This window comes from uncultured Jatrophihabitans sp., from assembly GCF_964252635.1.
Lineage (GTDB): Bacteria > Actinomycetota > Actinomycetes > Mycobacteriales > Jatrophihabitantaceae > Jatrophihabitans.
The window spans coordinates 93937-118490 of sequence record NZ_CAXUNP010000008.1 but is presented as its reverse complement, the minus strand read 5'-3'; the positions used below and the strand labels follow the sequence as shown (position 1 = coordinate 118490).

Annotated in this window: 25 protein-coding genes, 2 pseudogenes and 1 riboswitch; of the genes and pseudogenes, 18 read left to right on the top strand and 9 right to left on the bottom strand. The window is 71.9% G+C overall.

The features are described 5' to 3' along the window. Window positions 1-192: 192 nt before the first annotated feature. The 3 genes and pseudogenes from ACFFCA_RS05815 (at window position 193) to ACFFCA_RS05805 (ending at window position 2305) form a co-directional block, all read left to right on the top strand. Window positions 193-1037: pseudogene (locus ACFFCA_RS05815) on the top strand (helix-turn-helix transcriptional regulator). Window positions 1038-1309: 272 nt separating this feature from the next. Further along, window positions 1310-1429: pseudogene (locus ACFFCA_RS05810) on the top strand (type IV toxin-antitoxin system AbiEi family antitoxin domain-containing protein); the annotation flags it as partial. A 306-nt stretch (window positions 1430-1735) separates the two neighbouring features. Beyond that, window positions 1736-2305 carry a hypothetical protein gene (locus ACFFCA_RS05805; RefSeq protein ID WP_375482727.1) on the top strand — a complete coding sequence of 190 codons (570 nt, stop codon included), beginning with the start codon at window positions 1736-1738 and terminating at the stop codon, window positions 2303-2305. Between the two features lie 46 nt (window positions 2306-2351). Here ACFFCA_RS05805 and thrC read toward each other — a convergent pair whose 3' ends face one another. The 3 genes from thrC to ACFFCA_RS05790 all read right to left on the bottom strand — a co-directional run bounded on the left by thrC (window position 2352) and on the right by ACFFCA_RS05790 (window position 4728). Continuing rightward, complete coding sequence (thrC, locus tag ACFFCA_RS05800) at window positions 2352-3614, bottom strand: threonine synthase (protein ID WP_375482719.1); 1263 nt, start codon at window positions 3612-3614, stop codon at window positions 2352-2354. 15 nt (window positions 3615-3629) lie between these two features. Beyond that, window positions 3630-3783, bottom strand: a riboswitch (SAM riboswitch). A 46-nt stretch (window positions 3784-3829) separates the two neighbouring features. Beyond that, entirely contained in the window at window positions 3830-4234 is a 405-nt protein-coding gene (locus ACFFCA_RS05795; RefSeq protein ID WP_375482717.1) for a LytR C-terminal domain-containing protein, read from the bottom strand. Between the two features lie 194 nt (window positions 4235-4428). Continuing rightward, window positions 4429-4728, bottom strand: a complete 300-nt coding sequence (locus ACFFCA_RS05790; protein WP_375482715.1) for a DUF3263 domain-containing protein — start codon at window positions 4726-4728, stop codon at window positions 4429-4431. Between the two features lie 239 nt (window positions 4729-4967). On the opposite strand from ACFFCA_RS05790, the gene ACFFCA_RS05785 reads away from it, so the two are divergent. The 6 genes from ACFFCA_RS05785 to ACFFCA_RS05760 all read left to right on the top strand — a co-directional run bounded on the left by ACFFCA_RS05785 (window position 4968) and on the right by ACFFCA_RS05760 (window position 11805). Beyond that, window positions 4968-5336, top strand: a complete 369-nt coding sequence (locus ACFFCA_RS05785) for a hypothetical protein (protein ID WP_375482713.1) — start codon at window positions 4968-4970, stop codon at window positions 5334-5336. Beyond that, window positions 5333-5461 (top strand): hypothetical protein, encoded by a 129-nt coding sequence (locus tag ACFFCA_RS05780; RefSeq protein ID WP_375482711.1) that lies wholly within the window; start codon window positions 5333-5335, stop codon window positions 5459-5461. The genes ACFFCA_RS05785 and ACFFCA_RS05780 overlap by 4 nt, the downstream gene beginning before the upstream one ends. Next, entirely contained in the window at window positions 5461-6756 is a 1296-nt protein-coding gene (locus ACFFCA_RS05775) for a hypothetical protein (RefSeq protein ID WP_375482709.1), read from the top strand. The genes ACFFCA_RS05780 and ACFFCA_RS05775 overlap by 1 nt, the downstream gene beginning before the upstream one ends. 286 nt (window positions 6757-7042) lie before the next feature. Continuing rightward, a complete protein-coding gene (locus ACFFCA_RS05770; protein WP_375482707.1) occupies window positions 7043-9868 on the top strand; it encodes a fibronectin type III domain-containing protein in 2826 nt (941 codons plus the stop codon). Continuing rightward, window positions 9865-10521 carry a DUF4232 domain-containing protein gene (locus tag ACFFCA_RS05765; protein ID WP_375482705.1) on the top strand — a complete coding sequence of 219 codons (657 nt, stop codon included), beginning with the start codon at window positions 9865-9867 and terminating at the stop codon, window positions 10519-10521. The genes ACFFCA_RS05770 and ACFFCA_RS05765 overlap by 4 nt, the downstream gene beginning before the upstream one ends. 36 nt (window positions 10522-10557) lie before the next feature. Continuing rightward, on the top strand, window positions 10558-11805 hold the full coding sequence (locus ACFFCA_RS05760) for an MFS transporter (RefSeq protein WP_375482703.1): 1248 nt from the start codon (window positions 10558-10560) through the stop codon (window positions 11803-11805). On the opposite strand, the gene ACFFCA_RS05755 is transcribed toward ACFFCA_RS05760, so the two are convergent. Together ACFFCA_RS05755 and ACFFCA_RS05750 are read right to left on the bottom strand one after the other, a co-directional pair. Continuing rightward, complete coding sequence (locus ACFFCA_RS05755; protein WP_375482701.1) at window positions 11759-12199, bottom strand: nucleoside deaminase; 441 nt, start codon at window positions 12197-12199, stop codon at window positions 11759-11761. The two genes, ACFFCA_RS05760 and ACFFCA_RS05755, sit on opposite strands and share 47 nt — an antisense overlap. Continuing rightward, complete coding sequence (locus tag ACFFCA_RS05750; RefSeq protein WP_375482699.1) at window positions 12196-13620, bottom strand: purine-cytosine permease family protein; 1425 nt, start codon at window positions 13618-13620, stop codon at window positions 12196-12198. The genes ACFFCA_RS05755 and ACFFCA_RS05750 overlap by 4 nt, the downstream gene beginning before the upstream one ends. A 63-nt stretch (window positions 13621-13683) precedes the next feature. On the opposite strand from ACFFCA_RS05750, the gene ACFFCA_RS05745 reads away from it, so the two are divergent. The 3 genes from ACFFCA_RS05745 (at window position 13684) to ACFFCA_RS05735 (ending at window position 15168) form a co-directional block, all read left to right on the top strand. Next, window positions 13684-14181: an SRPBCC family protein gene (locus ACFFCA_RS05745; RefSeq protein WP_375482697.1), complete on the top strand. Its 498-nt coding sequence runs from the start codon at window positions 13684-13686 to the stop codon at window positions 14179-14181. Between the two features lie 63 nt (window positions 14182-14244). Next, window positions 14245-14634 carry a YiaA/YiaB family inner membrane protein gene (locus tag ACFFCA_RS05740; protein ID WP_375482695.1) on the top strand — a complete coding sequence of 130 codons (390 nt, stop codon included), beginning with the start codon at window positions 14245-14247 and terminating at the stop codon, window positions 14632-14634. Between the two features lie 102 nt (window positions 14635-14736). Beyond that, window positions 14737-15168, top strand: a complete 432-nt coding sequence (locus ACFFCA_RS05735; protein WP_375482693.1) for a hypothetical protein — start codon at window positions 14737-14739, stop codon at window positions 15166-15168. Window positions 15169-15214: 46 nt separating this feature from the next. On the opposite strand, the gene ACFFCA_RS05730 is transcribed toward ACFFCA_RS05735, so the two are convergent. After that, window positions 15215-16189: a hypothetical protein gene (locus ACFFCA_RS05730; protein WP_375482692.1), complete on the bottom strand. Its 975-nt coding sequence runs from the start codon at window positions 16187-16189 to the stop codon at window positions 15215-15217. A gap of 112 nt (window positions 16190-16301) precedes the next feature. After that, window positions 16302-17054 carry a hemerythrin domain-containing protein gene (locus tag ACFFCA_RS05725; RefSeq protein ID WP_375482690.1) on the bottom strand — a complete coding sequence of 251 codons (753 nt, stop codon included), beginning with the start codon at window positions 17052-17054 and terminating at the stop codon, window positions 16302-16304. Window positions 17055-17135: 81 nt separating this feature from the next. Here ACFFCA_RS05725 and macS point away from each other — a divergent pair, with 81 nt between their 5' ends. The 3 genes from macS to ACFFCA_RS05710 all read left to right on the top strand — a co-directional run bounded on the left by macS (window position 17136) and on the right by ACFFCA_RS05710 (window position 21008). Then, complete coding sequence (macS, locus tag ACFFCA_RS05720) at window positions 17136-18308, top strand: MacS family sensor histidine kinase (protein WP_375482688.1); 1173 nt, start codon at window positions 17136-17138, stop codon at window positions 18306-18308. After that, the gene (locus tag ACFFCA_RS05715) at window positions 18305-18964 is read left to right on the top strand and encodes a response regulator (protein WP_375482686.1); all 660 of its coding nucleotides are present in this window, start codon (window positions 18305-18307) and stop codon (window positions 18962-18964) included. Before macS ends, ACFFCA_RS05715 begins: the two co-directional genes overlap by 4 nt. 205 nt (window positions 18965-19169) lie before the next feature. Continuing rightward, a complete protein-coding gene (locus ACFFCA_RS05710) occupies window positions 19170-21008 on the top strand; it encodes a phosphoenolpyruvate carboxykinase (GTP) (protein WP_375482684.1) in 1839 nt (612 codons plus the stop codon). A gap of 49 nt (window positions 21009-21057) precedes the next feature. Here ACFFCA_RS05710 and ACFFCA_RS05705 read toward each other — a convergent pair whose 3' ends face one another. After that, a complete protein-coding gene (locus tag ACFFCA_RS05705) occupies window positions 21058-22068 on the bottom strand; it encodes a hypothetical protein (protein WP_375482683.1) in 1011 nt (336 codons plus the stop codon). A 154-nt stretch (window positions 22069-22222) separates the two neighbouring features. On the opposite strand from ACFFCA_RS05705, the gene ACFFCA_RS05700 reads away from it, so the two are divergent. After that, the gene (locus tag ACFFCA_RS05700) at window positions 22223-22480 is read left to right on the top strand and encodes a hypothetical protein (RefSeq protein ID WP_375482681.1); all 258 of its coding nucleotides are present in this window, start codon (window positions 22223-22225) and stop codon (window positions 22478-22480) included. A 56-nt stretch (window positions 22481-22536) separates the two neighbouring features. Then, window positions 22537-22785 carry an ANTAR domain-containing protein gene (locus tag ACFFCA_RS05695; RefSeq protein WP_375482679.1) on the top strand — a complete coding sequence of 83 codons (249 nt, stop codon included), beginning with the start codon at window positions 22537-22539 and terminating at the stop codon, window positions 22783-22785. A 48-nt stretch (window positions 22786-22833) separates the two neighbouring features. Here the strand turns inward: ACFFCA_RS05695 and ACFFCA_RS05690 are convergent, their stop codons facing one another. Further along, window positions 22834-23637 carry a PRC-barrel domain-containing protein gene (locus ACFFCA_RS05690; protein ID WP_375482677.1) on the bottom strand — a complete coding sequence of 268 codons (804 nt, stop codon included), beginning with the start codon at window positions 23635-23637 and terminating at the stop codon, window positions 22834-22836. Between the two features lie 333 nt (window positions 23638-23970). Here ACFFCA_RS05690 and ACFFCA_RS05685 point away from each other — a divergent pair, with 333 nt between their 5' ends. Beyond that, on the top strand, window positions 23971-24501 hold the full coding sequence (locus tag ACFFCA_RS05685; RefSeq protein WP_375482675.1) for a hypothetical protein: 531 nt from the start codon (window positions 23971-23973) through the stop codon (window positions 24499-24501). Window positions 24502-24554 lie beyond the last annotated feature (53 nt).

Below are 24554 nucleotides of genomic sequence, written 5' to 3'. Positions count from 1 at the left end.
ACCCCAGGGAGCCGTGGTACATCGCGCGCGAAAACGTCCGTCACGTGTGACCGCGCCGGACGCTACAGGGACGTTGAGGGTTCGCCAAGAGTCGATCCGGCCGCCGTCCGGGTCGATGTCCGTGCTCATTTCGGCCGTGCCGGGGATCGCCCGTCCCTGGTTGGGGGACGACTCGCGGAGCACAGTGGAGGCATGGACCGTCCTGGGCTCGCCGACTTCCTGTCCCGCCGCCGCGCGCTGCTGCAGCCGGCCGACGTCGGGCTGGCGCCGGGGCTGCGGCGCCGCACGCCCGGGCTGCGGCGCGACGAGGTCGCCGGCTGGCCGCGATGTCCACGGACTACTACACGCGCCTCGAGCAGGCCCGGGGTCCGCACCCGTCGATCGCGGTGCTGTCGGCACTGGCGCGGGCCCTGCGGCTGTCCGACGACGAGCGCGACCACCTGTTCCTCCTGGCCGGACGGGTGCCGCCCCTGCGCCCGACCGCCGCCGGCCACGTGTCCCCCGGGCTGCTGCAGGTGCTCGACCGCTTGCGCGACCTACCGGCCTTCGTCGTCGACGATCTGAGCCGGGCGATGGTGCAGAACACCCTGTCGGCGACAGTGTCCGGCGACGCGATGGACTACACCGGACGGGACCGTTCCTTCTTCTGGCGTTGGTTCACGATGCCGGAGCTGCGCTCGCGCTACCCGGAGCAGGACTGGCCCGCGCACTCACGCACGCACGTCGCCGACCTGCGGGCCACGTACGGGCGGCGGCGCGGCGACGCCGACGTGGAGGAGCTGGTGGCCGACCTGCTCACGGCGTCCACGGAGTTCGCCACGCTGTGGGCGTCGCACGAGGTCGCGGTGCGCCGCAGCGACCGCAAGCGGATGCTGCATCCCGAGGTCGGCCTGATGGACTTCCTTTGCGAGACCCTCACGGGCGTGGACGGCGAGACGCTGGTGGTGCTGTATCCGCGGCCGGGCACCGACACCCGCGAGAAGCTCGACCTGCTCCGCGTCATCGGCACCCAGGACCTCGCCCCCGCCGAGCACTGATCCCGCTCCGGGCACCTTTCCCCCGCAGCGGCCACGTCCGACCGCACCTTTCCCCCGCAGCGGCCACGTCCGACCGCGCGCTTTCGTGATCACGTTCTCCCGTCGAGTTGCCACCTGATCACGTCTTCCTTCCGAGCTGCCGGCATCGGCCCGCAAACCGGCAATCCCGGAGGAAGGCGTGATCACGCCGTAGGTTGTCCACACCCTTGGGGGCCGTCCACAGATCGCGTCACCGCCCGATGCCGGCGTCGGGCATCGACTGAGCTGGCACGATGCGCGCCGTCCCCGACCTCGAGGTGTTCTCCCGCCGTGACGCCCTAGCCGTCGGTTGGACGGATTCGTCGCTGACCAGAGCGGTGGCCCGGGGCGCCCTGGTTCGCCCGAGGCGCGGTCGCTTCGCGCTGCCGAACAGCCCGTCGGAACGGATCGAGGCCCTGGCCGCTGCAGGCTGCCTCTCGGGCAGCGTGCTCAGCCATCGCACCGCGTTGGATCTGCACGGCCTGCCGATCGTGGGCCCGCGTCCCCGGTTGCCGCAGGTCACGGTTCCCCCGACGGGCCGTGGCAGCGCGCCGGGAGCGCACCTGCACCGGGCATCCCTTCCCGGAGACCACGTCGTGGAGCTGCCGCCCGGGGTACTGGCCACCTCCGTCGCACGCACGCTCGTCGACGTGGGTCGGTCGTGCTCGACCTCGACAGCCGTGGCCGCGATGGACGCCGCACTCCACCGCGGGACGGTGACGCCGGACGAGATCGAGGAGGTTCTTGTGCGCTGCTGGAACTGGCCGTCGATTCGGCGTGCCCAGCGCGCGCTCGGGCTGGCGGACGGTCGTGCCGAGTCGCCGCTGGAGTCCGTGAGCCGTCTCGTCATCGGCTGGCTGCGCCTTCCGGCGCCGGAACTGCAGGCGGTGGTGCTGGACCGGGACGGGCGGGCGGCCGGGCGTCTCGACTTCTACTGGGACGAGTGGGGAGTCGCCGGCGAGGCCGACGGCCGCGGCAAGTACACGAACGTGGGCGTCATCGTGGCCGAGAAGGACCGCCAGGAACACCTCGAGAATCACGGTCTCGTGTTCGCCCGCTGGGGCTGTACCGATGCGACGAGGCATCCCCGTTCCGTCAAGCAGCGGATCCTGAACGCCTACGAACGGGGACGTGCCCGGGATCGATCAGGTCTTCCTCGCGAATGGTCGGTTCAGCTGACGAAAGCGGCAACTCGGAGGGAAGACGTGATCACCAACCCCGTCGCGCGGCAACTCGGAGGGAAGACGTGATCACCGACCTCGCCGCGCGGCAACGCGAGAGGAGAACGTGATCGCGCTAGAGCAGGCCGGCGTCGCGCATGCCCTTGAGGGTCGGGTTGATCGTCGCGGTCGGCGTCCCCGCCACCGCGTCGATCGTCTTGAGCCCGTCGCCGGTGTTGTAGACGACGGTCTCGACCGAGGTGTCGATGCGGCCCTGCTCGACGAGCTTGCGCAGCACGGCCACCGTCACCCCGCCGGCGGTCTCGGCGAACACGCCCGTGGTGCGGGCCAGCAGCCGGATGCCCTCGCGGATCTCGTCGTCGGTCACCGACGCCATCGCCCCGCCGGACGAACGCACCGCGTCCAACGCGTAGGGGCCGTCGGCCGGGTTGCCGATGTTCAGCGATTTCGCGATGCCGGTCGGCCGCACCGGCGTGACCTCCGAGACGCCCGCGTCGAACGCGGTCGCGATCGGTGAGCAACCCGCCGACTGCGCGCCGAACACCGTCCAAGACGACGACGGCACGAGCCCGGCCGCCACGAGTTCCTTGAACGCCTTGTTGATCTTGGTCAACATCGACCCGGACGCCATCGGCGCGACGTACTGACCGGGCAGCCGCCAGCCCAGCTGCTCGGCGACCTCGAAGCCCAGTGTCTTGGATCCCTCGGCGTAGTAAGGGCGCACGTTGACGTTGACGAACCCGGTGTCCTCGAACTCGTCGGTCTCACCGAGCTCCGAGCACAGCCGGTTGACGTCGTCGTAGTTGCCCTCGATCGCGACGAGCGTGCCGCCGTACACCGCGGTCTGGGTGATCTTGGCCTGTTCGAGGTCCGACGGGACGAACACGATCGACGGCATCCCGATCCGCGCGGCGTGGGCGGCGACGGAGTTGGCGAGGTTGCCGGTGGACGCGCAGGCGATGCGCCGGAAGCCCAGCTCGCGCGCCGCCGTCATCGCCACGGACACGACGCGGTCCTTGAAGGAGTGCGTCGGGTTCGCGGAGTCGTCCTTGATGTAGACCGGGGCGGTGAACCCGAGCTCGTCGGCCAGCCGGTCGGCGCGGATCAGCGGGGTCATGCCGGTGTTCGAGTCCACGCGCGTCGCGGCGTTCTGCCCGACCGGCAGCAGCCCGGCGTAACGCCAGATCGACTGCGGCCCGGCGGCGATCTCGTCGTGCGTCACGCGGGCCAGCGCGGCGGCGTCGTAGCCGATCTCGAGCGGCCCCCAGCACTCGAGGCACGCGTGCTGCGCGCCCAGCGGGAACTCGGCGCCGCAGCTGCGGCAGACCAGGCCCGACGCAGGCGACGGGACGGTGTGGCGATCAGCGAGAACAGTCATGAGTACGAGGCCTTCCCCTCATCTTCCCCGCACGTGTTCGGTGCGAGCCGGAGTTGGCACCTGCGACGACGGCCTCGGACGCGACGCCGTGCGAACAGCGTGGTCTGAAGTAACGCGCGTGGTTGCCGGGGCTTCGTCGGGCCGGTCCCTCTGCCCCTCTGGATGAGCACTGCTATTCGGTTGTGCCGACCATCATGGCACAGCGGCCGAGCGCGTCAGTCCGACTGGTAGTCGGGGGTGAGCACGACCACGACGGGCCCGTCCGGCAGCTCCGGGAACTTGGGCTCGATCCGTTTGATGGTCGGGTACTGCGTGCGCAACGCCCTGGCGGCGGCCTTCGCGCCACTCACGTCGGGGTCGTAGTAGGCACACGTCGACAGGATGTCGTTGGTGAGGTTGCCCGACGACGTCACCGTCCAGCCGCCGTTCTCGAATCGCTGCGCCGCGCTCTTCGCGAGCCCGGAGACGGTCGTGTCGTTCAGCACGACGAGCGGCACCGCCTTCGGGTCTCCGGCCGTCGTGGACCCGGTCGGCGACTCCGAGGACGAACGCGACGACGACCTCGAGGACGGAGGCGCGGACGTCGGCGTGGCCGACGTCCGGGCGGACGACGAGCTCACGGCGGAACTCTGGCTGACCCCTACGGACTCGCCTGCGTTCTTGGGTCCACCGGACTTGGGGTCGCGAAGAGCGACGACCGCGACGATGAGGACGACCACACCGACCACGGCCAGGACGACCCCGGCCAGACGCTCGCGCTGATGACGGCGAGCGGCCTGGCGAGCCAGGCGACCACGCTGTGCGTTCTTCAGCTTCAGACCTCGATACCCAATCGACGTGCCGACCGCTGGCGCTGCCGGCTCGCCCGCAATCGTCGCAAACGCTTGACGAGCATCGGATCGGCGCTCAGCGCGGACGGCGTGTCGATCAAGGCGTTCAGCACCTGGTAGTACCGCGTGGCGGACATGTCGAACAGCTCACGGATGGCCTGTTCCTTGGCCCCGGCGTACTTCCACCACTGCCGCTCGAAGGCGAGGATCTCGCGGTCGCGACGGCTGAGACCGTCGCTGTCGTGCTCGTCACCGTGGTCGGCGGGCGCGTGCGCGGACTGCATCCTGAGTGGCTCCTCCGACGTGCGGTTTCTCGACCGGCCACCGGTCGCGCCGCCGCTGGAGGAAACCCCTCGCCGCCGCGAATTGCACCGGTGTCATTCCGTGCGCTCATTCAAGCACGCCAGGCGTCCCGTGAGGCGGCGCGGCACGCTGTGGACGAGCGCCCGGGCACGGACCGGTTGTCCACAGGACGGGTCACGACCTCGCGCGGTCCGGGCCCGGCGACGGCACGCTCTCGGCCATGTCGCTGCTGCCCGACCCCGACGCCCTGCTCGCCGTCGCCGGACGTATCGCCGCCCACGCCGCCGCGCTGCGCAGGCACGCCCACGCGTTGGGCTGGTCGGTCGCCCACACCACGTGGCACGGCACGGCGGCGCACGCTTTCGCCCGGGACGCCGTCGAGGTGTGCGCCGCGCTGCGGCACAGCGCCGGCCGCCTGGACGCCGCGGCCGCCGCGCTGCGCGGTCACGCGGCACGGGTGCGCACCGTGCTGGACGATCTGCGCAGGCTCGGCGTCGACCTCGGCGCCGTCGGGAACGACACCGGGCACGTCCTCGCGACCTGCTGCACGACCCCGGCCGTCTCGGCCACGACGGCCGCCGCCTGGTGACCGACACGGCGCGTTCGGGCACGGAGGTCGCACACGCGGCGGGCCACGCCGCGCACGCGGTCGGCGGCGCGGCGAAAGGTCTGGGCCACGCGGCAGGCGGCGCCCTCGACGCGGTCGGCCTGTGATGGGCGCCCAAGTACGGGCCGACCCCGCACCCCGGCCCGTCGACGTCACGGGCGGCGCCGGCGGATTCGAGGCCCACACCGAGGAGCTCGACGTGCTCGCCCGGCGCTTCGGCGGGGTGGCCGGCGACTGCCTGGGCTCGTCGATGACGCTGCACGGCTATCTCGTCGACGGGGCCGTGACCGCCTCCGCGCCCTTCGACCCGGTCGGGTGGGCCCAGTTCGAGGCGGAGCTGGTCGGCGCGCTCGACGGCCTGCACGGCCTGAGCTGGGTGGGGCTGCGCTGCGGCGCCCTCGACGGCGAGCTGCGTGCCGCAGCGGCGGCCTACCGGGCCGTCGACCACCTCGGCCGGGCCCTGCACGACGAGGTGCTCGGCCTGGTCCGCGTGCCCCGTGCGCTCGTCGCCGCCGGCCGGGAGCTCGCGCGGACGCACGACCCGCTGGCCGCCGCGCAGGCCGGGATCGCGGCCGACCCGGGCGTCGTCGACCACGTCGTCGACCAGCTGGGCCTACCGGCCCTGATCGCCGGCGCGAGCGCGGTGCTGCCCGACGGGCACGGGGTGGCCCGCCCGCTCGGCACCGACGCGGTCGGCCCGGCCGGTCGCCCGCCGCGTCGGCTCACCGACGTCGTCGGCGATCTCGCGCAGCGCAACGACGACACCCACGACGGGGCCATCGACGTCCGCATCATCACGCTGCCCGGCGGCGGCCGACGGGTGATCGTCGATATCACCGGCACGAAGTCGTGGTCGCCGGGCCCCACCTCCGACATCACCAGCCTCACGACCAACGGGCGCGCGCTCGTGGGGCGCAGCACGGCCTACGAGCAGGGCGTCCTGTCGGCCATGCACCGGGCCGGCGTGCGACCCGACGACGACGTCATGCTCGTCGGGCACAGCGAGGGCGGCATGGTGGCGGTCACGACCGCCCGTGACGCCGTCCGCACCGGGCGCTTCCACGTCACGCACGTGATCACCGCCGGCTCGCCGATCGGGCGCACCGCCGGGGAGCTGCCCCGCTCGGTCAAGGTGCTCGCCCTGGAGAACGCGCGCGACGTCGTCCCGCATCTCGACGGGACGGCCAACCCCGACCGGCCCAACGTCACGACCGTCACCTCGGCGAGGGGCGACGGCACCGTCGAAGGCGACCACTCCCTGGACACGGCCTACCACCGGGTGGCGCTCGACGCCCAGGCGAGCGGCAACGCCTCGGTCCGTGACTTCCTGGTCGGTGCCGACGACTACTTCCGCGGCACCCACGTCACGACCCACGTCTACCAGGTCGTGCGGCACTACTGAGCGCCTCGGCCCGGGCCGCGTGACCGATTCGCGGACTATCGCCTACCTTCCGAGGGACTTTCGGGCGTGTCGCACCACGAGTAACACTTGTCTCAGCCGTAACGTGGATGGTTTGATCGACACGACCGTGTTCCCCCGACACGGTCGGGTTGGCTGCTGAAGACAAGTACGCCGATCCTGTTGACTCGCGGCTCCCCCGGCCGCCGGCCGAACTGGATCACCGCTGATGTGCCCTGCTCCCCCGCGCGCCCGATCTGCGCGCCACGCTCTCCGTACCGCCGCCGTCGTGACCACCGTGCTCGCCACCGTGCTCACCGGCTCCGCCGTGGTCAGTCGACAGGTCAGTGCGTCCGCCGCCGCGCCGGCCCGGCAGGCGGCTGTTCCCGCCGGGTCGCCGACCGGTCATGTCGACGTCATGAACCGCACCGCCGGCGGCCTGTGGGTCAAGGGCTGGACCTTCGACCCCAGCGCACCGACGACGGCCAACGCCGCCTACGCCTGGGTGGACGGGCGCAACGTGCACTCCGGCGGCCCGGCCGCCAACAACCGGCCCGACGTCGCCGCCAAGTACCCCGCCGCCGGCCCGCTGCACGGGTTCAGCTGGCGCATCCCGGTACCCCAGGGCACGCACACCGTCTGCGTCCGGGCCGGCAACCTCGGGGCCGGTGGGCCCGTCACCCTGAAGTGCCGCACCACCGTGTTCAACTACGGACCCAAGGGGTCCTTCGAGTCGTTGACGACCACGCCCGGCAGCATGCGCCTGCGCGGCTGGGCCATCGACGGTGACGCCTGGACGACGCCGCTGACCCTGCAGCTGACCGTCGACGGCCGCGCGTCGACGATCGTGGCGGACAAGCCGCGGTCGGACATCGCCGCGAGCTACCCGAACACCGGAACCCTGCACGGCTTCGACGAGACCTACCGGGTCGCACAGGGCACGCACCGCGTCTGCGTGACGGCCCTCAACATCGGGTACGGGTCGAACGCGTCGTTCGGCTGCCGCACCCTCGTCGTCGACGACCGCCCGGTGGCCGCCCTGGACACCCTCGGCGAGTCCGGCGGCAAGCTGCAGATCCGCGGGTGGGCGTTCGACCGTGATCAGCCCACCGCGCCGCTGACCGTCTCGGTCGCCATCGACGCGGCCGCGCCGTTCACGCTCAAGGCCGACCTCGCACGCAGCGACGTGGCCATGGCCAACCGCGGGGTGGGGTCCGCGCACGGGTTCGCCACCGCCCGGGCCCTGGCCGAGGGCCGGCACACCGTCTGCGTGGTCGTGCGCAACGTCGGCTACGGCTCGGACCGCTCGCTCGGCTGCCGGTCGATCACCGTCGACTTCACCCCGAAGGCGTCACTGACCGCCCCGAAGCCGACCGCCACGGGCATGACGGTCGGCGGTTGGGCCTACGACCCCGACACCTCCCGGCCGGTGTCCACCCGCATCCTGCTCGACGGCCGCACGGTGACAACCGTCCTCGCGAACCGCAAGGGCAGCACGCGCAGCGGGCACAACTTCGCCGCCACGCTGGTCAGCCGGTCCGGCCGCCACACCGTCTGCGTCATCGCCGACAACCTGCTCTGGGGCACGCGCAACTCGAAGGCCTCGTGCCAGTCGACGTCGTTGGCCCTGTCGCCGCTCGGATCCTTCGAGTCGCTGACCCGTGCCCCCGGTACGGACGACCTGCTGGTCAAGGGCTGGGCCGGGGACCCGGACTCGTCCGCACCCACGACCGTCACCGTCACGGTCGACGGGCGCGCCGTCCCGGCCCTGCGTGCCGACGCCGCGCGCACGGACATCGCCCGCACGTACCCCTCGCTGGGGACGCACCGCGGGCTGTCGGCCGTGCTGGCGACCGACGACGGTGAGCACCGCGTGTGCCTGACCGCGAAGAACGTCGGGGGCGGCACCGATCGCAGCCTGGGCTGCCGGCTGATCTACGCGGTGCACCCGGTCGGTCCGTCGGCGCCCCGATCGGTCAAGGCGGTCCCCGGCTTCGGCGGCGCGACCGTCAGCTGGACGCCGCCGAGCTCCGACGGCGGCGCCCCGGTCACCAAGTACGTCGTCACCTCGTCCCCGGGCTCCGCGTCGGTCACCGTCGCGGCCGGTGCGACGTCCGCCGTGCTCGTCGGGTTGAAGTCGAACACGACGTACAGGTTCAGCGTCCGCGCGTCGAACGTCGCCGGCTCCGGGGTCCCCGCGGTGTCGGCCGCCATCCGCACCGCTGCCGGGCCTCCGGCCCAGCGCACGCCGGCGCCGGTCTCGACGAGCCGCTACATCCGCAACGTCCGCGGGTCGTCGGCCGCCGAGCTGGCCATGATGCGCAGGGAGGGCGCCACCGACGCCAAGAACAACCCCTCGGGCCACGGCTACATGGTGCTGCTCGACATCGGCGGCCAGGACTACTACGACAACGGCGTGGTCCTCAGCGCCACCACGCGCTTCGTGAGCAACCGTGATCTCGTCCGTGACGTCCAGGCCTACATGGACGGGTACGCGAGCGCGCAGCGCCCGAGTGCACCCGTGGTCGTCGCGATCGGCACGAACAACGACATGGACGTGTCCGCGGCGTCCGGTCGCCAGTGGGCCACGAACGTCGTCAACCCGCTCGTGTCCTACGCCCGACGGCACCTGGGCATGTCCGTCGCCGGCGCCAACGACATCGAGCCCGGCTTCCGCGCGTCCTACTCGGCGACCCGGAGCTGGCTGGGCGGTTACCTCAGCGCCACCAAGGCGCCGTTCGTCTTCAACGGCTCCGCCGACGGCTGCGCCTGGACGACGACGAACCGCCGGTGCAACAACGGCTGGACGATGGCCGGCCTGCACTACCTCGCCGCCGCCGCCGCGCCCACGCGGATGCTCAACCTGCCGCAGATCTACAACAACACCATGGCCGACCAGTGGAAATACATCTCGCTGACCGGCGTCGTCAACCACCTGCCGCGCATCAACTTCGCGGGCGTGCTCACCGAGTACACCGCCTGTGCGCAGTCCGGTGGTTGCGGCAGCATGGGTGGGCGCAGCGCCTGGTCCCGGATGTGGAACGACCTGCAGTCCGACTCCCGGTTGCGGGTGTCGAGCCTGCCCTACGCGACCGACCTGCGGGTCGACAGGTGACGCTCCGCCTGCTCGCCGGGGTTGCTGCCGCCGTGGCCGCGCTCGGCATGGTCGGGGCGTGCTCGTCGGCCGGTCCGGCGCCGGGGCGCTCGGGGCAGCCCAGCCAGGCCTCGTCGGCGGCGGTGTCGGCACCGGGCACGACGTCGGCCGCCGCGACGGACGCGACCCCGGCGCCGGGCACGACGCCGGCCCCCAGCGCCACGGCCTCGTCGGCACCGTCCGCGTCGTCGCCGCCCGCGGCCGGCGCGCCGGGCCCGCCGTCCGCGACGTCGAGCGGCCCGCGCTCGACCTGCCGGAGCCTGATGGTCCGGGTCATCCGCGGGTCGGCGGCACCGGGCTTCGAGTTCGCGGCGCTGCAGTTCGTGAACACCGGGCAGACGCGCTGCGTGCTCTACGGATACCCGCAGGTGCGCCTGCTGAGCGCGGGTGCGGTGATCGGCACCCCGTCACTGCCCGCGAGCACGGCGTCCTCGCGGTTCACCCTCGCCCCGGGTGCCGTCGCCGAGAGCCGGCTCAAGGACTACTCCTCGTGCCAGGCCTCGCTGTCGGACGAGATCCAGGTCGTCGCCCCGAACAGCTCGATCACCATCACCCGCCCCGGGCAGCTCCGCGCGTGCCGGTTGCGGGTGTCGGCCCTCGCCACCCCCGAGTAACCGCCGCGCGGATCGGGCCCGGCAGACTCACGCCCTGTGCGCGACGTGGACGAGCAGAGCGGTTCGTCCCGAGCGTTGCTCGTCGGCGCCCTCGGCCTGACCGGCCTCACGATGCGCGTGGGGGCCACCAGCATCGGGCCCGTGCTGCACGATCTGCAGCGCGACCTGCACGTGTCCGGCGGGGTCGCCGGGGTGCTGACGACCCTGCCCGTGCTCGCGTTCGCGTCCATGGGCGCCGTCACCCCACGGGTGGGTCGCCGCTTCGGGCAGCACCGTTCGCTCGCCGTCGCCCTCGGGCTCAGCGCGACCGGGCTCGCGCTGCGGCCGCTGGCCGGGTCCGCACTGGTGTTCGCGCTGCTGACGATGCTGGCCCTGTGCGGGGCCGCGGTCAGCAACGTCCTGATGCCCAGCCTGGTACGGCGCCACTTCGCGGCACGGGTCGGCCCGATGACCGCGGTCTACAGCACCGCCCTGGCCGTCGGCGCGACGTCGGCCGCGGCGCTCACCGTCCCCATCGGCGACGTGGCCGGCGGGTGGCGCGGCGCCCTGGCGGTGTGGGCGGTCCTCCCGGCGCTCGCGGTGCTGCCCTGGCTGGCCACGCTCGGTCGCGACCGACAGCCCACCGTGGACCCGGTCGGGACCTCGACGCTGTCGATGGGCGACCTCGCCCGCAGCCGGACCGCCTGGGCGCTGACCATCTTCTTCGGCGCGCAGTCCATGCAGGCCTACATCGCGTTCGGCTGGTTCGCCCGCTTCCTCGGTGACCACGACATCTCCGACGGCACCGCGGGGCTGATGGTCGCGCTGTTCTCGGCCGTCAGCATCCCGGTGTCGCTGCTGGCGCCCCGCGTGGCGCGCGACCGGCAGCGCGCCGTCATCATCGGGCTCTGCGTGACGACGCTGGTCGCGTACGCCGGCATGGCCGTCGCCCCGCACGACCTGGCCTGGGCGTGCATGGCGGTGGCCGGAATCGGCAGCGGCACGTTCCCCATGGCCCTGACCATCATCGGGCAGCGCAGTCGGTCGGCCACCGGGACGGCGTCGCTGTCGGCGTTCGTCCAGGTCATCGGCTACCTCATCGCCGGCACCGGGCCGTTCCTGTTCGGCGCCCTGTTCGGGGCGACCGGGTCGTGGGGGTTGCCGTTGACCGTGCTGTTCGTCGCAGCCGGCGTCACGCTCGTAATGTCGTGGCCGATCACCGCCGACCGGTTCGTCGACGACGAGGTGGCCGCCGGGCTCAGCGCCCGATGTCCTCGTTCCACAGCTGCGGATGCCGGGCGATGAAGTCGGTCATCATCCGTACACATCCCGGGTCGTCGAGCACCACGACCTCGACGCCGTTGTCGGCAAGCCATTCGTGGCCCCCGACGAACGTGCGGGCCTCCCCGACGACCACCCGCGAGATGCCGAACTGCCGCACCAGGCCGCTGCAGAACCAGCACGGCGACAGCGTGGTGACCATCGTCGTACCGCGGTAGCCCGGGCGTCGTCCGGCGTTGCGGAAGGCCGCGGTCTCGCCGTGCGCCGAGGGGTCACCGTCCTGCACCCTGCGGTTGTGCCCCCGGCCGAGCACCGTCCCGTCGGCATCGACCAGGGCGGCGCCGATCGGGATGCCGCCCTCGGCCAGACCCGCCTGCGCCTCCTCGACCGCAACGGCGAGCCAGTCCCGGTCGCTCACCGCGGCTCGGTCTCGAGCTGTGGCAGCTCGGCCGGACGCGACCGGCCCAGCCGGAACATGCCCCAGTAGAGCGCAGCGGCGATGAGGAAACCGGCCTCGAAGGTCAGATCGCCGAACGCCGGGTGGTTTCGTGGCAGCAGACCGGTGTAGTCGGTCTGGCTGGCGAACACGTAGATCGACACGACTGTGGCCACGACCATCGGGAACGCGCCGGGTTGCTCCGGTGAGCCGCGCCGGCTCGCGCCGATGATGGCCTCGTCCACCGACGTGCCGCGGCGCAACCAGCGGTCGGTCAGCACGACTCCGAGCCACGGCCCGATCCAGTAGGAGATGACCAACAGGAAGTTCTCGTAGTCCTCCCCGGCGTTGGACAGCCCGTGATGGGCGACGAAGTAGCCGATCACACCGAAGACCACGGCGACGAGACCACGGGCGAGGTGCGTGGGCAGCCGGATGCCGAGGGCGAGGAAGGAGATCGACCCCGAGTAGATGTTCAGGGCGTTGGCGGCCACCGCCCCGATGCAGATGCAGGCCAGCGTCAGCTTGCCCAGCCAGGTGGGCAGCAGGTCGGTGAGCGAGCTCGGCGCCACCTGGGTGCCGCCGGCGGTGACCACGGCCGAGCCCGTGACCTCCAGCAGCACGCACGACAGGAACACGCCGAGCCCGGCGTACATCCCGACGGCCCGCTTGGAGGAGGTCGGCGCCAGGTAACGCGTGTAGTCCGAGCCGTAGGGGTTCCAGCCTGCGGCGTAGCCGAAGGTCGCCCCGACCATGACGAGGAACCCGCCGATGCCCGCGTGGTGACCACCCGCGTTCGGGTGCGACTTCGACAGCGCCCACACGCAGGCGATGACGAACACGACGGTCAGCACCGGGAAGGCGAAGCGCTCGAAGGCGTGGATCAGGTTGTGGCCGAAGAACGCAATGACGAGTTGCGCGGCCACGACCAGCAGCAGGCAGACGGTCGCCGACAGGCGGTCGAACAGGGTGTGCAGCGCGAGCGCGCCACTGACACTGTTCACGGCGAACCACCCGATGCCGGCGACGAGCGAGTTCACGGTCGCCGGCACGTAGTTGCCGAAGAAGCCGAACGCGCTGCGACTGATGATCATCTGCGGCAGCCCGTGGCCGGGCCCCCACGACGACAGCACGCCGTGCGTCGCCGACCCCAACGCCGTGCCGAGCACGATCGCGGCGACCGACTGCCAGAACGTCAGCCCGAAGAACAGCGGGCCCAGGATGCCGACACCGAGCGTCGCGAACTCCATGTTGGGCGAGACCCACGTCCACAACAGGCTGCGGGGGCTGCCGTGCCGCTCGTCCAGGGGGATGAACTCGGCCCCACCGGGCTCGACGGCGACGACCTTGCGCCCGTAGTCGCGCGACGGGTCGGCGACGAACGGATCGATGCTGGCGACCATGCGATCACCCTGGCACACGCCCGTGTCACCGGTATTACGACCGTTCTGGCAGGCTGCCGGGCTATGACCCGCTGGTACCCGCTGGAGCCCACCGACGCCGAGTTCTTCACGACCGCCCAGCAGGTCCACCGGTACCAGCTGCACCTCGACGCCCCGCCGGGAACCGTGTGGGAGTCGCTGGCGTCCGACCGGTCGATGGCGGACTGGGGCCCTGCCGTCAAGACCGTCACCTGGCTCACACCGCGGCCCTTCGGCGTCGACACCGAACGCGAGGTCGTCCTGGCCGGAGGGCTGGCGCGCGTACGCGAACGCTTCACCCGCTGGGACGAGGGACGTGGGTACTCGTTCTCCGCCTACGAGGCGAGCTTTCCGATGCTGCGGCGCTTCGCGGAGGACTACGTCCTCGAGCCCGACGGCGACGGGACGTTGTTCACGTGGGTCGTCGCGATCGAGCCCAAGCCCAAGTTCGCGGTGCCGGTGCGGGTTCTCGGCCCGGTCAACAAGGTCGTCTTCGGGCGCATGGCCGCCGACGGCAGGAAGCTCTTCGCCCACGCCCGCTGAGCCGGCGCCCGGTTGAGTACCGGTACTCAGGTGCCGGACCTGCGCGCCCGACAGGGTTGGGGCATGACGAACTCACCGGCATCCAAGACCACGTCCGCCTTCTACATCCAGTCGATCGTCGCGTTCTCCGTCGCGCTCGGCGTCGTCGTCATCGGTGAGGTGTACCTCCCGGTGTCACCCTGGGTCCGGGCCTTCCTCGCCCTCGGCACCGTCTTCCTCGTCAGCGCCACCTTCAGCCTGGCCAAGTGCGTCCGCGACCAGCAGGAGAGCGAAACGGTGGTCAGCCGGATCGACCGGGCGCGCATCGAGCGGATGCTCGCCGACTACGACCCGTACCGCGCTCCGACGCTGCCGCAGGACCCCGCCGCCCCCGACGCCCAGCGCGGCGAGATGCAGCAGCCGCCCGCGCCGTCGTACCCCTCGTACCCCGTCCACTCGTCACTGCACGCCTGACCTCGACCCTCGTCCACCAGGCCCGGTCCGCACCCGCGGACCGGGCCTGCTTCGTCGCGTGGCATCTGGCGGCCCAGCCGTCGACGCAGGCACCATGCAGGCGTGTGGTTCCACCTCACCGACGATGCGATCGACCGTGCCGTCGATCGCATCGCCCGGGAGGTCTCGGAACCGCTACGCGTCCACCGGGCGCTCACCGAGTTCCGCAGCCCCAGCCGCACGATGACCTGCACGGTCGGTCGCGACCCCGACCGGAGAGGACAGCGGGGGCCGCAGTGGCAGACCGGCCGCGCGGTGATCACGCCCGGACACTTCGTGTTCCTCGCCGCGCCCGGTGGCTCTGCGCTGTATCGCCTCGACGTGCACGCCGTCGTCGAGACCGATGAGACACGGACCAGTGACGAGGAGGCGCCGGGCCCGCGCAGGCTCGCCGTCTGGAAGCTGCTGACCACCGACGGGACGCTGTACTGGGCGGCCCACAGGCGCGTGCTCACCGAGGCCACCGCCGTGCTGCGCGGTACGGGTCGGACCTGAACGTCGAGCCGGTGCTGCCGGGCAGTTCGCCTGCGGCCGTCGCCGATCAGCGCAGGGCGGCCCGGGACCAGTTCGGGGCGGATCCGCCCTTGATCACCCGGCGTGGCTGAGGGGACGAGCAGGCCGCCGCGGCGCGCTTGACGTAGATGCCGTCCACACTCGCCCAGGCGAGCGCGGTCCCGTCCGGCGACCACGTCGGCGAGGCGTGCCGCGCGTCGCCGTTCGTGTAGCAGGTGTACGTGGGGACCGACGGCGGGTTGCCGGTTCGGGCGCTGCCCGAGACGCGGTACCAGATGATGGCCGACGTCGTGCCGTAGCCGCGGATCTCGGCCAGCCAGCGTCCGTTGCGGGAGAGCTCGCCGTCGGCGAGATCGGTGCTCGGGAAGGTGTAGTCGCTGTCGTCGAACCAGTGCCGCGGCGCGGAGTTGATGTCGTGGATCATGACCTGCGACCCGGAGCCGCCGGTCTGCAGCGTGCGGGTGTTCGTGACCCACGACGGCGCCCGGTAGTAGGTCGACCGGCCGGCGCGGGCGTACCGCGTCGAGCGGGTGTAACCCGTCGTGTAACGCACGAGGCAGTCCGCGGCGACCGGGCAGCTGTAGCGCACGAAGGACCACGCGATACGCCTGCCGTCGGGAGAGATGGCGACGTCGTTGACCGCTCCGTCCATCGGTTCGCCGGCACTGTTCCAGAGCCGCGGCGGATTGATGGTGTTGAGGACCTTGCCGCGTTGGGTCATGCGGACGATGAGCGAGCCCCGGGCGGCGGCGATGACGCCGGCGTCGGACTCGGACGGCGAGTGGAAAGGACTGGTCCGTGTGCCGCCCCGGGTGACGGCACGAGCGTGACTGCCGTTGCCCGCCGCGATCCAGACGTTGTAGTTCTTGACGAAGACGATCGTCCCGGACGTGCCGGCGGCGGCCGCCGGGCGGGCGGGAGCCGCCGAGGCGGGAACGGTCGTGACGCCCGTTGCGGTAGCGAGCAGCGCGGCGGCTGCGGAGAGGGTGATGCGGGTCTTCATGGTGTGCTCCTGGTCGAGGTCGTGATGGGTGGTCGAGGTCGCGATGGGTGGTCGAGGTCGTGACGGGTGATCGGGGTGGTGCCGGGTCCTCGTGTGGGGCTCCGGCCGCCGGTCAGGGACGGGCGGTGCCGTGCACCTGGCGCGCGCGGCGGGCGTAGGCCCGTGGGCCGATGCGCGGGACCACGAAGCGGGGGACGGCCGGCGCGTGGCTGAGCATCGTGCGCAGGACGGCCGGGTCGCCCTCGTAGGCGAACATGCCGATCGCGAGGACGAGCGCCGGTTTGGACATCGACGCGGCGGCGGCTGCGCCGACGGCACCCCATTCGGCGTCGGTCAGCACACCGGCCGCGACGGGGAGCACGGCGCTCTCCTCGAGGTCGAGGTGCGCGGCGAGGAGGGCGTGCAGCCGTTCGAGGGTGAGCGCCAACGTCTCCCGCCGTTCGGCGTCCGGCGTCGCCGCCCATGCCTGGCGGGTGTAGGCGACCCGGTCCAGGGCGGCGTCGATGTCGGCGTGCTGGCTCTCCACCTGGTCCAGCACGGCCGCAGCCGCCGGAGCGCGTTCACGCAGCAGCGGCCAGAGCAGCTCGTCCTCTCCCTGGTGGTGGTGATGCAGCATGTCGCACACGAACGCCAGGTGCCGCTCCACGGCGGCGGCGCCCTTCGCCGAGCCCGGTGCGACGCGGCGGACCGCGGCCGGGGCGAGCCGGAACTCGCGCAGCATCGCGGTGTGGACGACGATCATGTCGCGGACGTCGACGAGCGGTGCCGCGGCGTCGTGAGGACAGACCCAGCGGGCCTCGTCGCTATTCCACCAGCAGGAGTTGGTGTGGGTGTGGACTGCGTCGGAGTGCGTTGTCGGTGTCATGGGATGAGCATCGAGATCTGCCGGCCTCGCGAACATCCCAGAAAGGTGGGTACTTCGCCGCGGGCGGCTAGCCTGCGTGCTGTGCAGCTCGACCTGCGGACCCGGCCTGCTCGGGTGCCGGTGACCGGCATCCGGCTGTCGCTGTGGCGAGCCGTCACCGTGTTCCGCGTCGCGGCGCTGCTCATCGATCTCGTGCTGATCGTGCGGTGGCAGCACCTGTACGAGCGCCCGAGCCTGGCGCTGGCGACCGGCGCGGCGATGATCGTCGTGACCCTGGCGGTCGGCACCGCTGCCGTGCGGGGTCAGGCCCACCGCAGCGGGTTGGTCGTCGCCGACGTGATCGCCACGGCGGGGCTGACCCTGCTCAGCATCCCGGTGCAGACCACGACGCAGCACCACGGCGGCATGATCACGCTGACCAGCATCTGGGCCGCCGGCCCGACCCTGGAGGCGGCGTTCGTCGCGGGTCCGCTCGGCGGGATCACGGCCGCGGTGCTGCAGTACCTCGTGACGGTCGTCGTGGCCGACAACGGTGCGGGCCGCACCCTGTACAGCGGCGTCCTGCTCGTGCTGGCCGGCACGGTGGTCGGCGTGGTGACCCGCCTGGCCGTCCGTGCCGAGGACGAGCTGCGCGTGGCGTCGGCCGCTCGGGCCGCGGTGGCCGAGAGGGAGCGCCTGACCCGCCAGATCCACGACGGCGTGCTGCAGGTGCTCGGTCTCGTGTCACGCACCGGGCACGACGCCGCACCGCCCTGGCCGGCCATCGCTGCCGCGGCCGCCGAGCAGGAGTCCGCGCTGCGCGGGTTGATCACGTCGCGGCCCGTCGACCCTGCCGTGGAGCCGGGCGCCGGGCCGGGCGTCGAGCTCGGCACGGCATTGCGGGCGCTGCGCTCCAGCCGAGTGACGATCTCGACGCCGGCCGACCCGGTGGATCTCGCTCCGACCGCGGCGGCCATGGTCGCCGACGCCGTCCGCGCGGCACTTCACAACGTCGACCAGCACGCCGGTCGGGACGCGCACGCCTGGGTGCTGCTCGAGGACATCGACGAGACGATTCGCGTCACGGTCCGCGACGACGGTGCCGGCATGCCCGAGGGTCGCCTCGCCGTCGCCGACGGGCAGGGCCGCATCGGGGTCAGCCGCGCCATCCGTGGCCGCATCGAGGACCTCGGTGGCACCTGCGAGATCGTGTCCGCGCCCGGCGAGGGCACCGAGATCGCCATGACCGTCCCCGCGACGGCGACCGCCCGATGACGCGCGACGACGGCCGTCCGACGACCCGCGTCATGGTCGTCGACGACCACCCCATCTGGCGCGACGCGCTGGAGCGTGACCTCGTCGAGGCGGGCTACGACGTCGTGGCCACCTGCGCCGACGGCGAGGCCGCGGTGCGGCTCGCGCCGGCCACCCGGCCGGATGTCGTGCTGATGGACCTGCAGCTCCCGGGCATGTCCGGGGTCGAGGCCGCTGCGGCGCTCGTCGCGGTCGACCCGTCCGTGCGCATCCTGATGTTCTCCTCCTCCGGGGAGGACGAGGACGTGCTGGCGGCGGTCAAGGTCGGCGCCCGCGGTTACCTCGTGAAGTCGGCGAGCCGCACCGACCTGCTCGCCGCCGTCGAGCGCACTGCGGCCGGCGAGGCCACGTTCTCCCCGGGTCTGGCGGCGCTGGTGCTGGGCGAGTACCGGCGCATCGGCCGTGACGAGCCGGCGGCGGCTGCCGTGCTGACCGACCGCGAGACGGAGGTCCTGCGGATGGTCTCGACGGGGCTGAGCGCCAAGCAGATCGCGAGCCGGCTCACGGTGTCGCACCGCACGGTGCAGAACCACATCCAGAACACCCTGCAGAAACTGCAGTTGCACAACCGCGTCGAGCTGACGCGGTGGGCCCTCGAACAGGGCATCACCGAGTAGGTCCCCGCCGGCTCTCGCCGAGAGCGCTTTCGCCCGGCACAGCACGTCCTGGGCCGTTACGGAACACAACGTGACCTACGACCGCACAGCGGCACTCAGTAGCACACCGACATAGGCCCGTCGATACGGTGTGGTATCCGTGCTCGGCTGGGTCCAGTGACAGCAGGCAACAGCAGGCAGTGCCAGTGATGGGAGCGAAGACAGAGTGGTCGACGTCGAATCCGAATTGGACCGTGCCGGTCTCACCAACCCCCACGTTCGCGAGTACGTGACGTACTGGGCGGGGGTGACCCAGCCCGACCGGATCGAGGTCGTGAGCGCCGCGGACGACGCGCGCCTGCTCGAGGAGTCGCTCGCCGCCGGCGAGCTCCTGCCTGCCGGCGACGGGCTGTACTACTCACGCAGCCACCCGAAGGACACCGCTCGCTCCGAGGAGCGCACGATCGTGGCCACGGCCGACCCGGCCGACAAGGGCGTCTACGACAACTGGCGCCCGTCGTCGGAGATGAAGCCACTGCTCGAGGGCCTCATGAAGGGCCAGTCGCAGGGCAAGACGATGTACGTGGTGCCCTACCTCATGGCGCCGCCCGGGTCGCCGCTGGAGGCCTACGCCGCCGGCGTCGAACTCACCGACAGCCGCAACGTCGTCACCCAGATGATCCGCATGGCGCGGGTCGGCGCGAACCACGTCGAGTCACTCGCCGACCCGGCGTCCTTCGTCCGCGGCGTGCACGTCACCGGTGACCTCGACATTCTGGGCCAGGGCACGCCCGACGACAAGCGTTACTTCGTCACCGTCGCCGACGAGCGGACGATCCTGCACTTCGGGTCGTCCTACGGCGGCAACGCCCTGCTCGGCAAGATTGCGCACGGTCTGCGTCAGGCCGCGTACGACGGGTGGAAGTCCGGGAAGTTCCTTGCCGAGCAGTTCATGCTGCTGGGCATCACCGACAAGCAGACCGGCAAGAAGTACCACATCTGCGGCGGGTTCCCGAGCGCGTCCGGCAAGACCAACCTGGCCATGATGCTGCCGCCCGAGGGCATGGGCGATCGCTACCACGTCGAGTTCTACGGCGACGACATCGCGTGGCTCCGCGTCGATCCGGCGGACGGCAAGATCTACGGCATGAACCCCGAGAACGGGGTGTTCGGCGTCGCGAAGGACACGAACGAGAAGACGAACCCGACGGCTATCGAGTCGGTGTTGCCCGGCACCGGTGCGATCTTCACCAACGTCGCCTACAACGAGAAGACGCACGGGGTCTGGTGGGAGGGCAAGACGCCGGACGCCCCGACCGACCTCGAGGGCTGGCGCGACTGGCAGGGCCGACTCGTCAGCGAGCGCGGTGACGACTCCCAGGGCGAGCCGTGGGCGCACCCGAACAGCCGGTTCACCACCACGCTGGCCAACGTCCCGAACGTGGCGCCGGACTTCGAGGAGCCCAGGGGCGTCCCGATCGACGCGATCATCTTCGGCGGCCGCACCAGCGACCGCGAGCCTCTGGTGCGCGCGATCACCGACGTCGCGGAGGGCGTGTACGACGGCCTCACCCTCGGCGCCGAGGCCACCTTCGCGGCGGAGGGTGTCGACGGGCAGCTGCGCTACGACCCGATGTCGATGCGCCCGTTCATGAGCTACCCCGAGGGCCCGTACGCGGCCCACTGGCTGAAGATCATCGGCGAGGCCACCGAGAAGCCGATCTTCGCGCACGTGAACTGGTTCCAGCGCAGCCCCGTCGACAAGCACTTCCTGTGGCCCGGGTACCGCGACAACCTGCGTCCGCTGCTCTGGCTCATCGCGCTCAAGAACGGCGACGTCACGGGCCGGCCGACCGCGGTCGGCATCCTCCCCACCGAGGACGAGCTGGACCTCGACGGTGTCGACATCACCCCCGAGGACCTGAACACGATCCTGACGATCGACGTCGAGCGGTGGAAGCAGGAGATGACGTTCCGCGAGGCGCACCTGCGCGAGTTCCCGAACCTGCCGGACGAGATCTGGGAGGCGCACCGTCGGGTGAGCAAGGCCCTCGACGAGAGCTGAGCACATCGCACGGCCGAGACGCACGCGTCCTCACCGGGAGAGCACGTCCTCACCCGGTGAGTGCAGCCTCGGCCTCCGGTGAGTCGTAGAAGCGCGCGAGCTGGCGGCGGACGAAGACCTCGAGGTCTCCGGACGCCGCCAGCGCTGTCAGGGCCCGCGGTCCGAAGCGGACGGCCTCCTCGACGAGGTCGGCACGCGTCACCCCGAACTCCTCGAGCAGAGCACTGAGCGGGTAGGCGCCGTAGGTGTCGAAGACGTAGTCGACGCCCAGCTCGATGAGCGCCGGAACGTAGGTTCCGTCGCGCAGCTCCATCCAGGTCTCGAAGACCAGCACGATGAGATCGATGAGGTCGGCGTCGTCGGTCGCGTCGAGCAGCTCGCGGATCGACCGGTCGGCGACCTGGTCCCACACCGAGAGCAACGCCTCCGCGAAGTCGTCGTCGTCGACACCGTCGGCCAGTCCCTGGCCCCACTGCTGCAGCAGCGTGGCCGCGACGTTCTCCGACAGCTCGCGGGCCCGCTGGTCGGCCTCGGTGAGCGCTCCGCCGGCCAGCCGGCCACCGACCCGCTCGCCCAGGGCCAGGGCTCGGTTGACGCCGGGGACGCGGCCGGCGATCCGGCGGTTGGTCGCCACCGGCCACAGCGCGATGGTGCGCAGGTAGTCGGCCAGCCAGACCTGCACCACCGGGCTCTCGGCGACGAGGGTGGCGACCCGGCGCCGCATCGGGCCGAACTCGGCGAGCTTGGCGACGAGCGCCTCGACCCGCGGACGCGGGAGCACCTGGTCCAGGCGCTGGTCGTTGGCCGGGTGCGTACGCAACCGCGACGCGATCTCGCCGGCGACGTCGGGGATGGCACCGGCCAGGAACACCTGCGTCGCGTACTTGACGGCCACCGCGGCGACGGACGAGCGGTCGATCACCTGGTCCAGGGTGAGGTCGTCGGCCCGGTCGACCGCCCAGTCGATCTCGCGACGGACCAGCTCGGTGAACCCGTCGCCGGTCAGCTCGCGCAGGACGAAACCGACGTGGGCATCCAGCAGGCGGTCCTGGGTTCGCATGACGCCATTGTCCTGCAGCGGCGTCACTGCGGCCGAATGCCCTTGTCACCGCCCGATCGCGGTCGGGTGCCCGTGCCAGCCGCGACCACCGGGTGACGAGCGAGGCGGGCACCCGTGCGCGGAGGCCCGGCGGCGGAGGCGGACGATGGACGTCATGAGCGAGCAGCACGACGGGGCGCAGCCGGCGAACCCTTTCGCGACCGCGTCGGTGCTGTTCGGCCTGGCCGCCCTGCTGCTGGGGGCGTTCATCCGCTTCGGCGCCGCCGTCGGCCTGGCCGCGCTCGTGCTCGGCGCGCTCGGGACCCTGCGTGCCGAGAAGACGGACGTGGGCCTCGCGGCGTCGCTGTTCGGGCTGGCGCTGGGGGTCATCGCGGTGCTCTGGACCGCGGTGTCGGTCGTCTCCGGGTCCTGACCGTCACGTCGTCAACTATTGTTCCTGGTACCCCCACAGGAAGAAGCGCGCACCACATGTCCGAGGCAGCCGAGGAGTCGCAGTCGCGTGCTGCGCTGTGGACCGAACTCACCGAGGCGCGGGCGCGGTTGCGCGAGCTCGAGGTCGCGAACGACACCACGCGGCGCATCGACATCGCGGTCGGCATGCTGATGGCCCGCCGCCGCTACTCCGAGGCGCAGGCCCGCGGTGCGCTGCAGCAGATGAGCCTGGGCAGCCAGCGGATGATCCGCGACATCGCCGAGGAGATCATCCGTACGGCATGACGTAGCGGCGTCCGCGGTCCGAGGCGGGCCACGGACGCCCTCCCGACGTCAGCGGTCGCGCGTCGGGTTCTCGGTGCCCTGACCGCCGGCGGGCTGTTCCTCGATGATCTGCTCCTCGACGACCGTCGCCTGCACGTCCTGCCCGCCGTCCGGCAACGGCGTCACGATCTCCTCGACCACGACGTAGCGGCGCAACCGCGGCCGGGCCCGATCGGTGGCATGCCGGCCCGCGGTGCCCTCGTCGGCCTCGCGAGCCCGCTCGCCCTCGTACCCGGCCGCCGCGCCGGCTGCGACGCCGGCCTCCTGGCCGCGATCGTCCTGTTCCGCCGCGGCGTGCCGCGAGCCCGAGTCGTCCCGCGAGCCCGTGTCCTCCCGTGCGTCCGTGTCCTCCCGCGAGCCCGGGTCCTCCCGCGAGCCCGGGTCCTCCCGTGCGTCCGTGCCGTCCCGTGCGCCCGTGCCGTCCCGTGACCCTGCGTCGTCCCGCGCACCCGTCCCCTGCGGAGCCGCGTCGGCACGGTCCTGGTCCCCGGATCCGGCCGCGCCGCCGACGTGCGCCGCGTAGTAGCGGTACAGCTCGTCGACGTCGCTCTCGTCCAGGTGCCCGTCGTCGTCCACGTTGGGCGCGCCCTTGACGACGTCCTTGTCGACCGCCAGCTGGAGGTCGTCGCCGTGCTGGGACGACCCGCGGACCGGTGCGAACGACTCCTTCGTGCCGAGCAGGCCGGTCTTCACCGTCACCCACTGCGGTTCGTCGGTCTCGTCGTCGAGGTAGACCTGACCGATCTTGCCGATCTTGTTGCCCTCGGGGTCGAGAGCGTGCTTGCCGACGAGGTTCTGCACGTTCTGGGTCATCACGGCCTTCCTTCGAGACGTCGGCCAGGCGGGTTGCCCGGCCGTCCTGGTGGCACCCCGGTGGCGGTCGAAGCTGCGGCCGGCGTCCGTACGTGCTCCCGATCCGGCAGCGGAGGCGGCCTGCGGAGTTCGGCTGACACCCTCGGCACGTGCTACCCGTGAACCGATCGAGCTACACCGACGCCGCCCGGCGAACACCACGCCGTCGTGTCGCGAACGGTCACCAGGTTGTCGTTTCCGACCTGCTTCGGACGCTGGACCCCGGGAAGGCCACGTAGCGGGAGGGCTACTCCTCCCCGACGAACGACGGCCCTCAACCAGAAAGGCCCGCTCATGACGCGCAACACGCTCGGCCCCGTCGGCCGCAGCAGACGAGGTGGGCCCCTCAACGGCCTGCTCCGAGGAGCGGCCGCAGGAGCCGCTGGAACGACTGCCCTCAACGCCACGACCTACCTGGACATGGCGATCCGGGGCCGGGGCACCAGCTCGGCGCCGGAGGACCTCGTGGAGAAGGGCGCCGGCAAGGCCGGCCTGCCGATCCCGGGTGACGGCGAGGAGCGCGACAACCGGTTGGCCGGGCTCGGCCCGCTGTCCGGCATCGCGGTCGGCACCGCCGTGGGCGCGGTCGCCGGTGGCCTGCACCGCGCGTTCGCGAATCGCGGACGGTCGGTACCTGCGCCGATTGCCGCGGTGCTCATCGGTGCTGCCGCGATGGCCCTGTCGGATGTCCCGCTCAAGGTGCTCGGCATCAGCGACCCAGTGGACTGGGCAGCGCCCGACTGGGCCGCCGACGCCGTCCCGCACCTGGTCTACGGCGCGGTCACCTACGCGACCATCCGCGCCACCGATGCCGACGCACCCTAAGCCGCGCCTCCTCGGCCACGCCGACACCAACGAAACCCATCGTTCGACGAAGG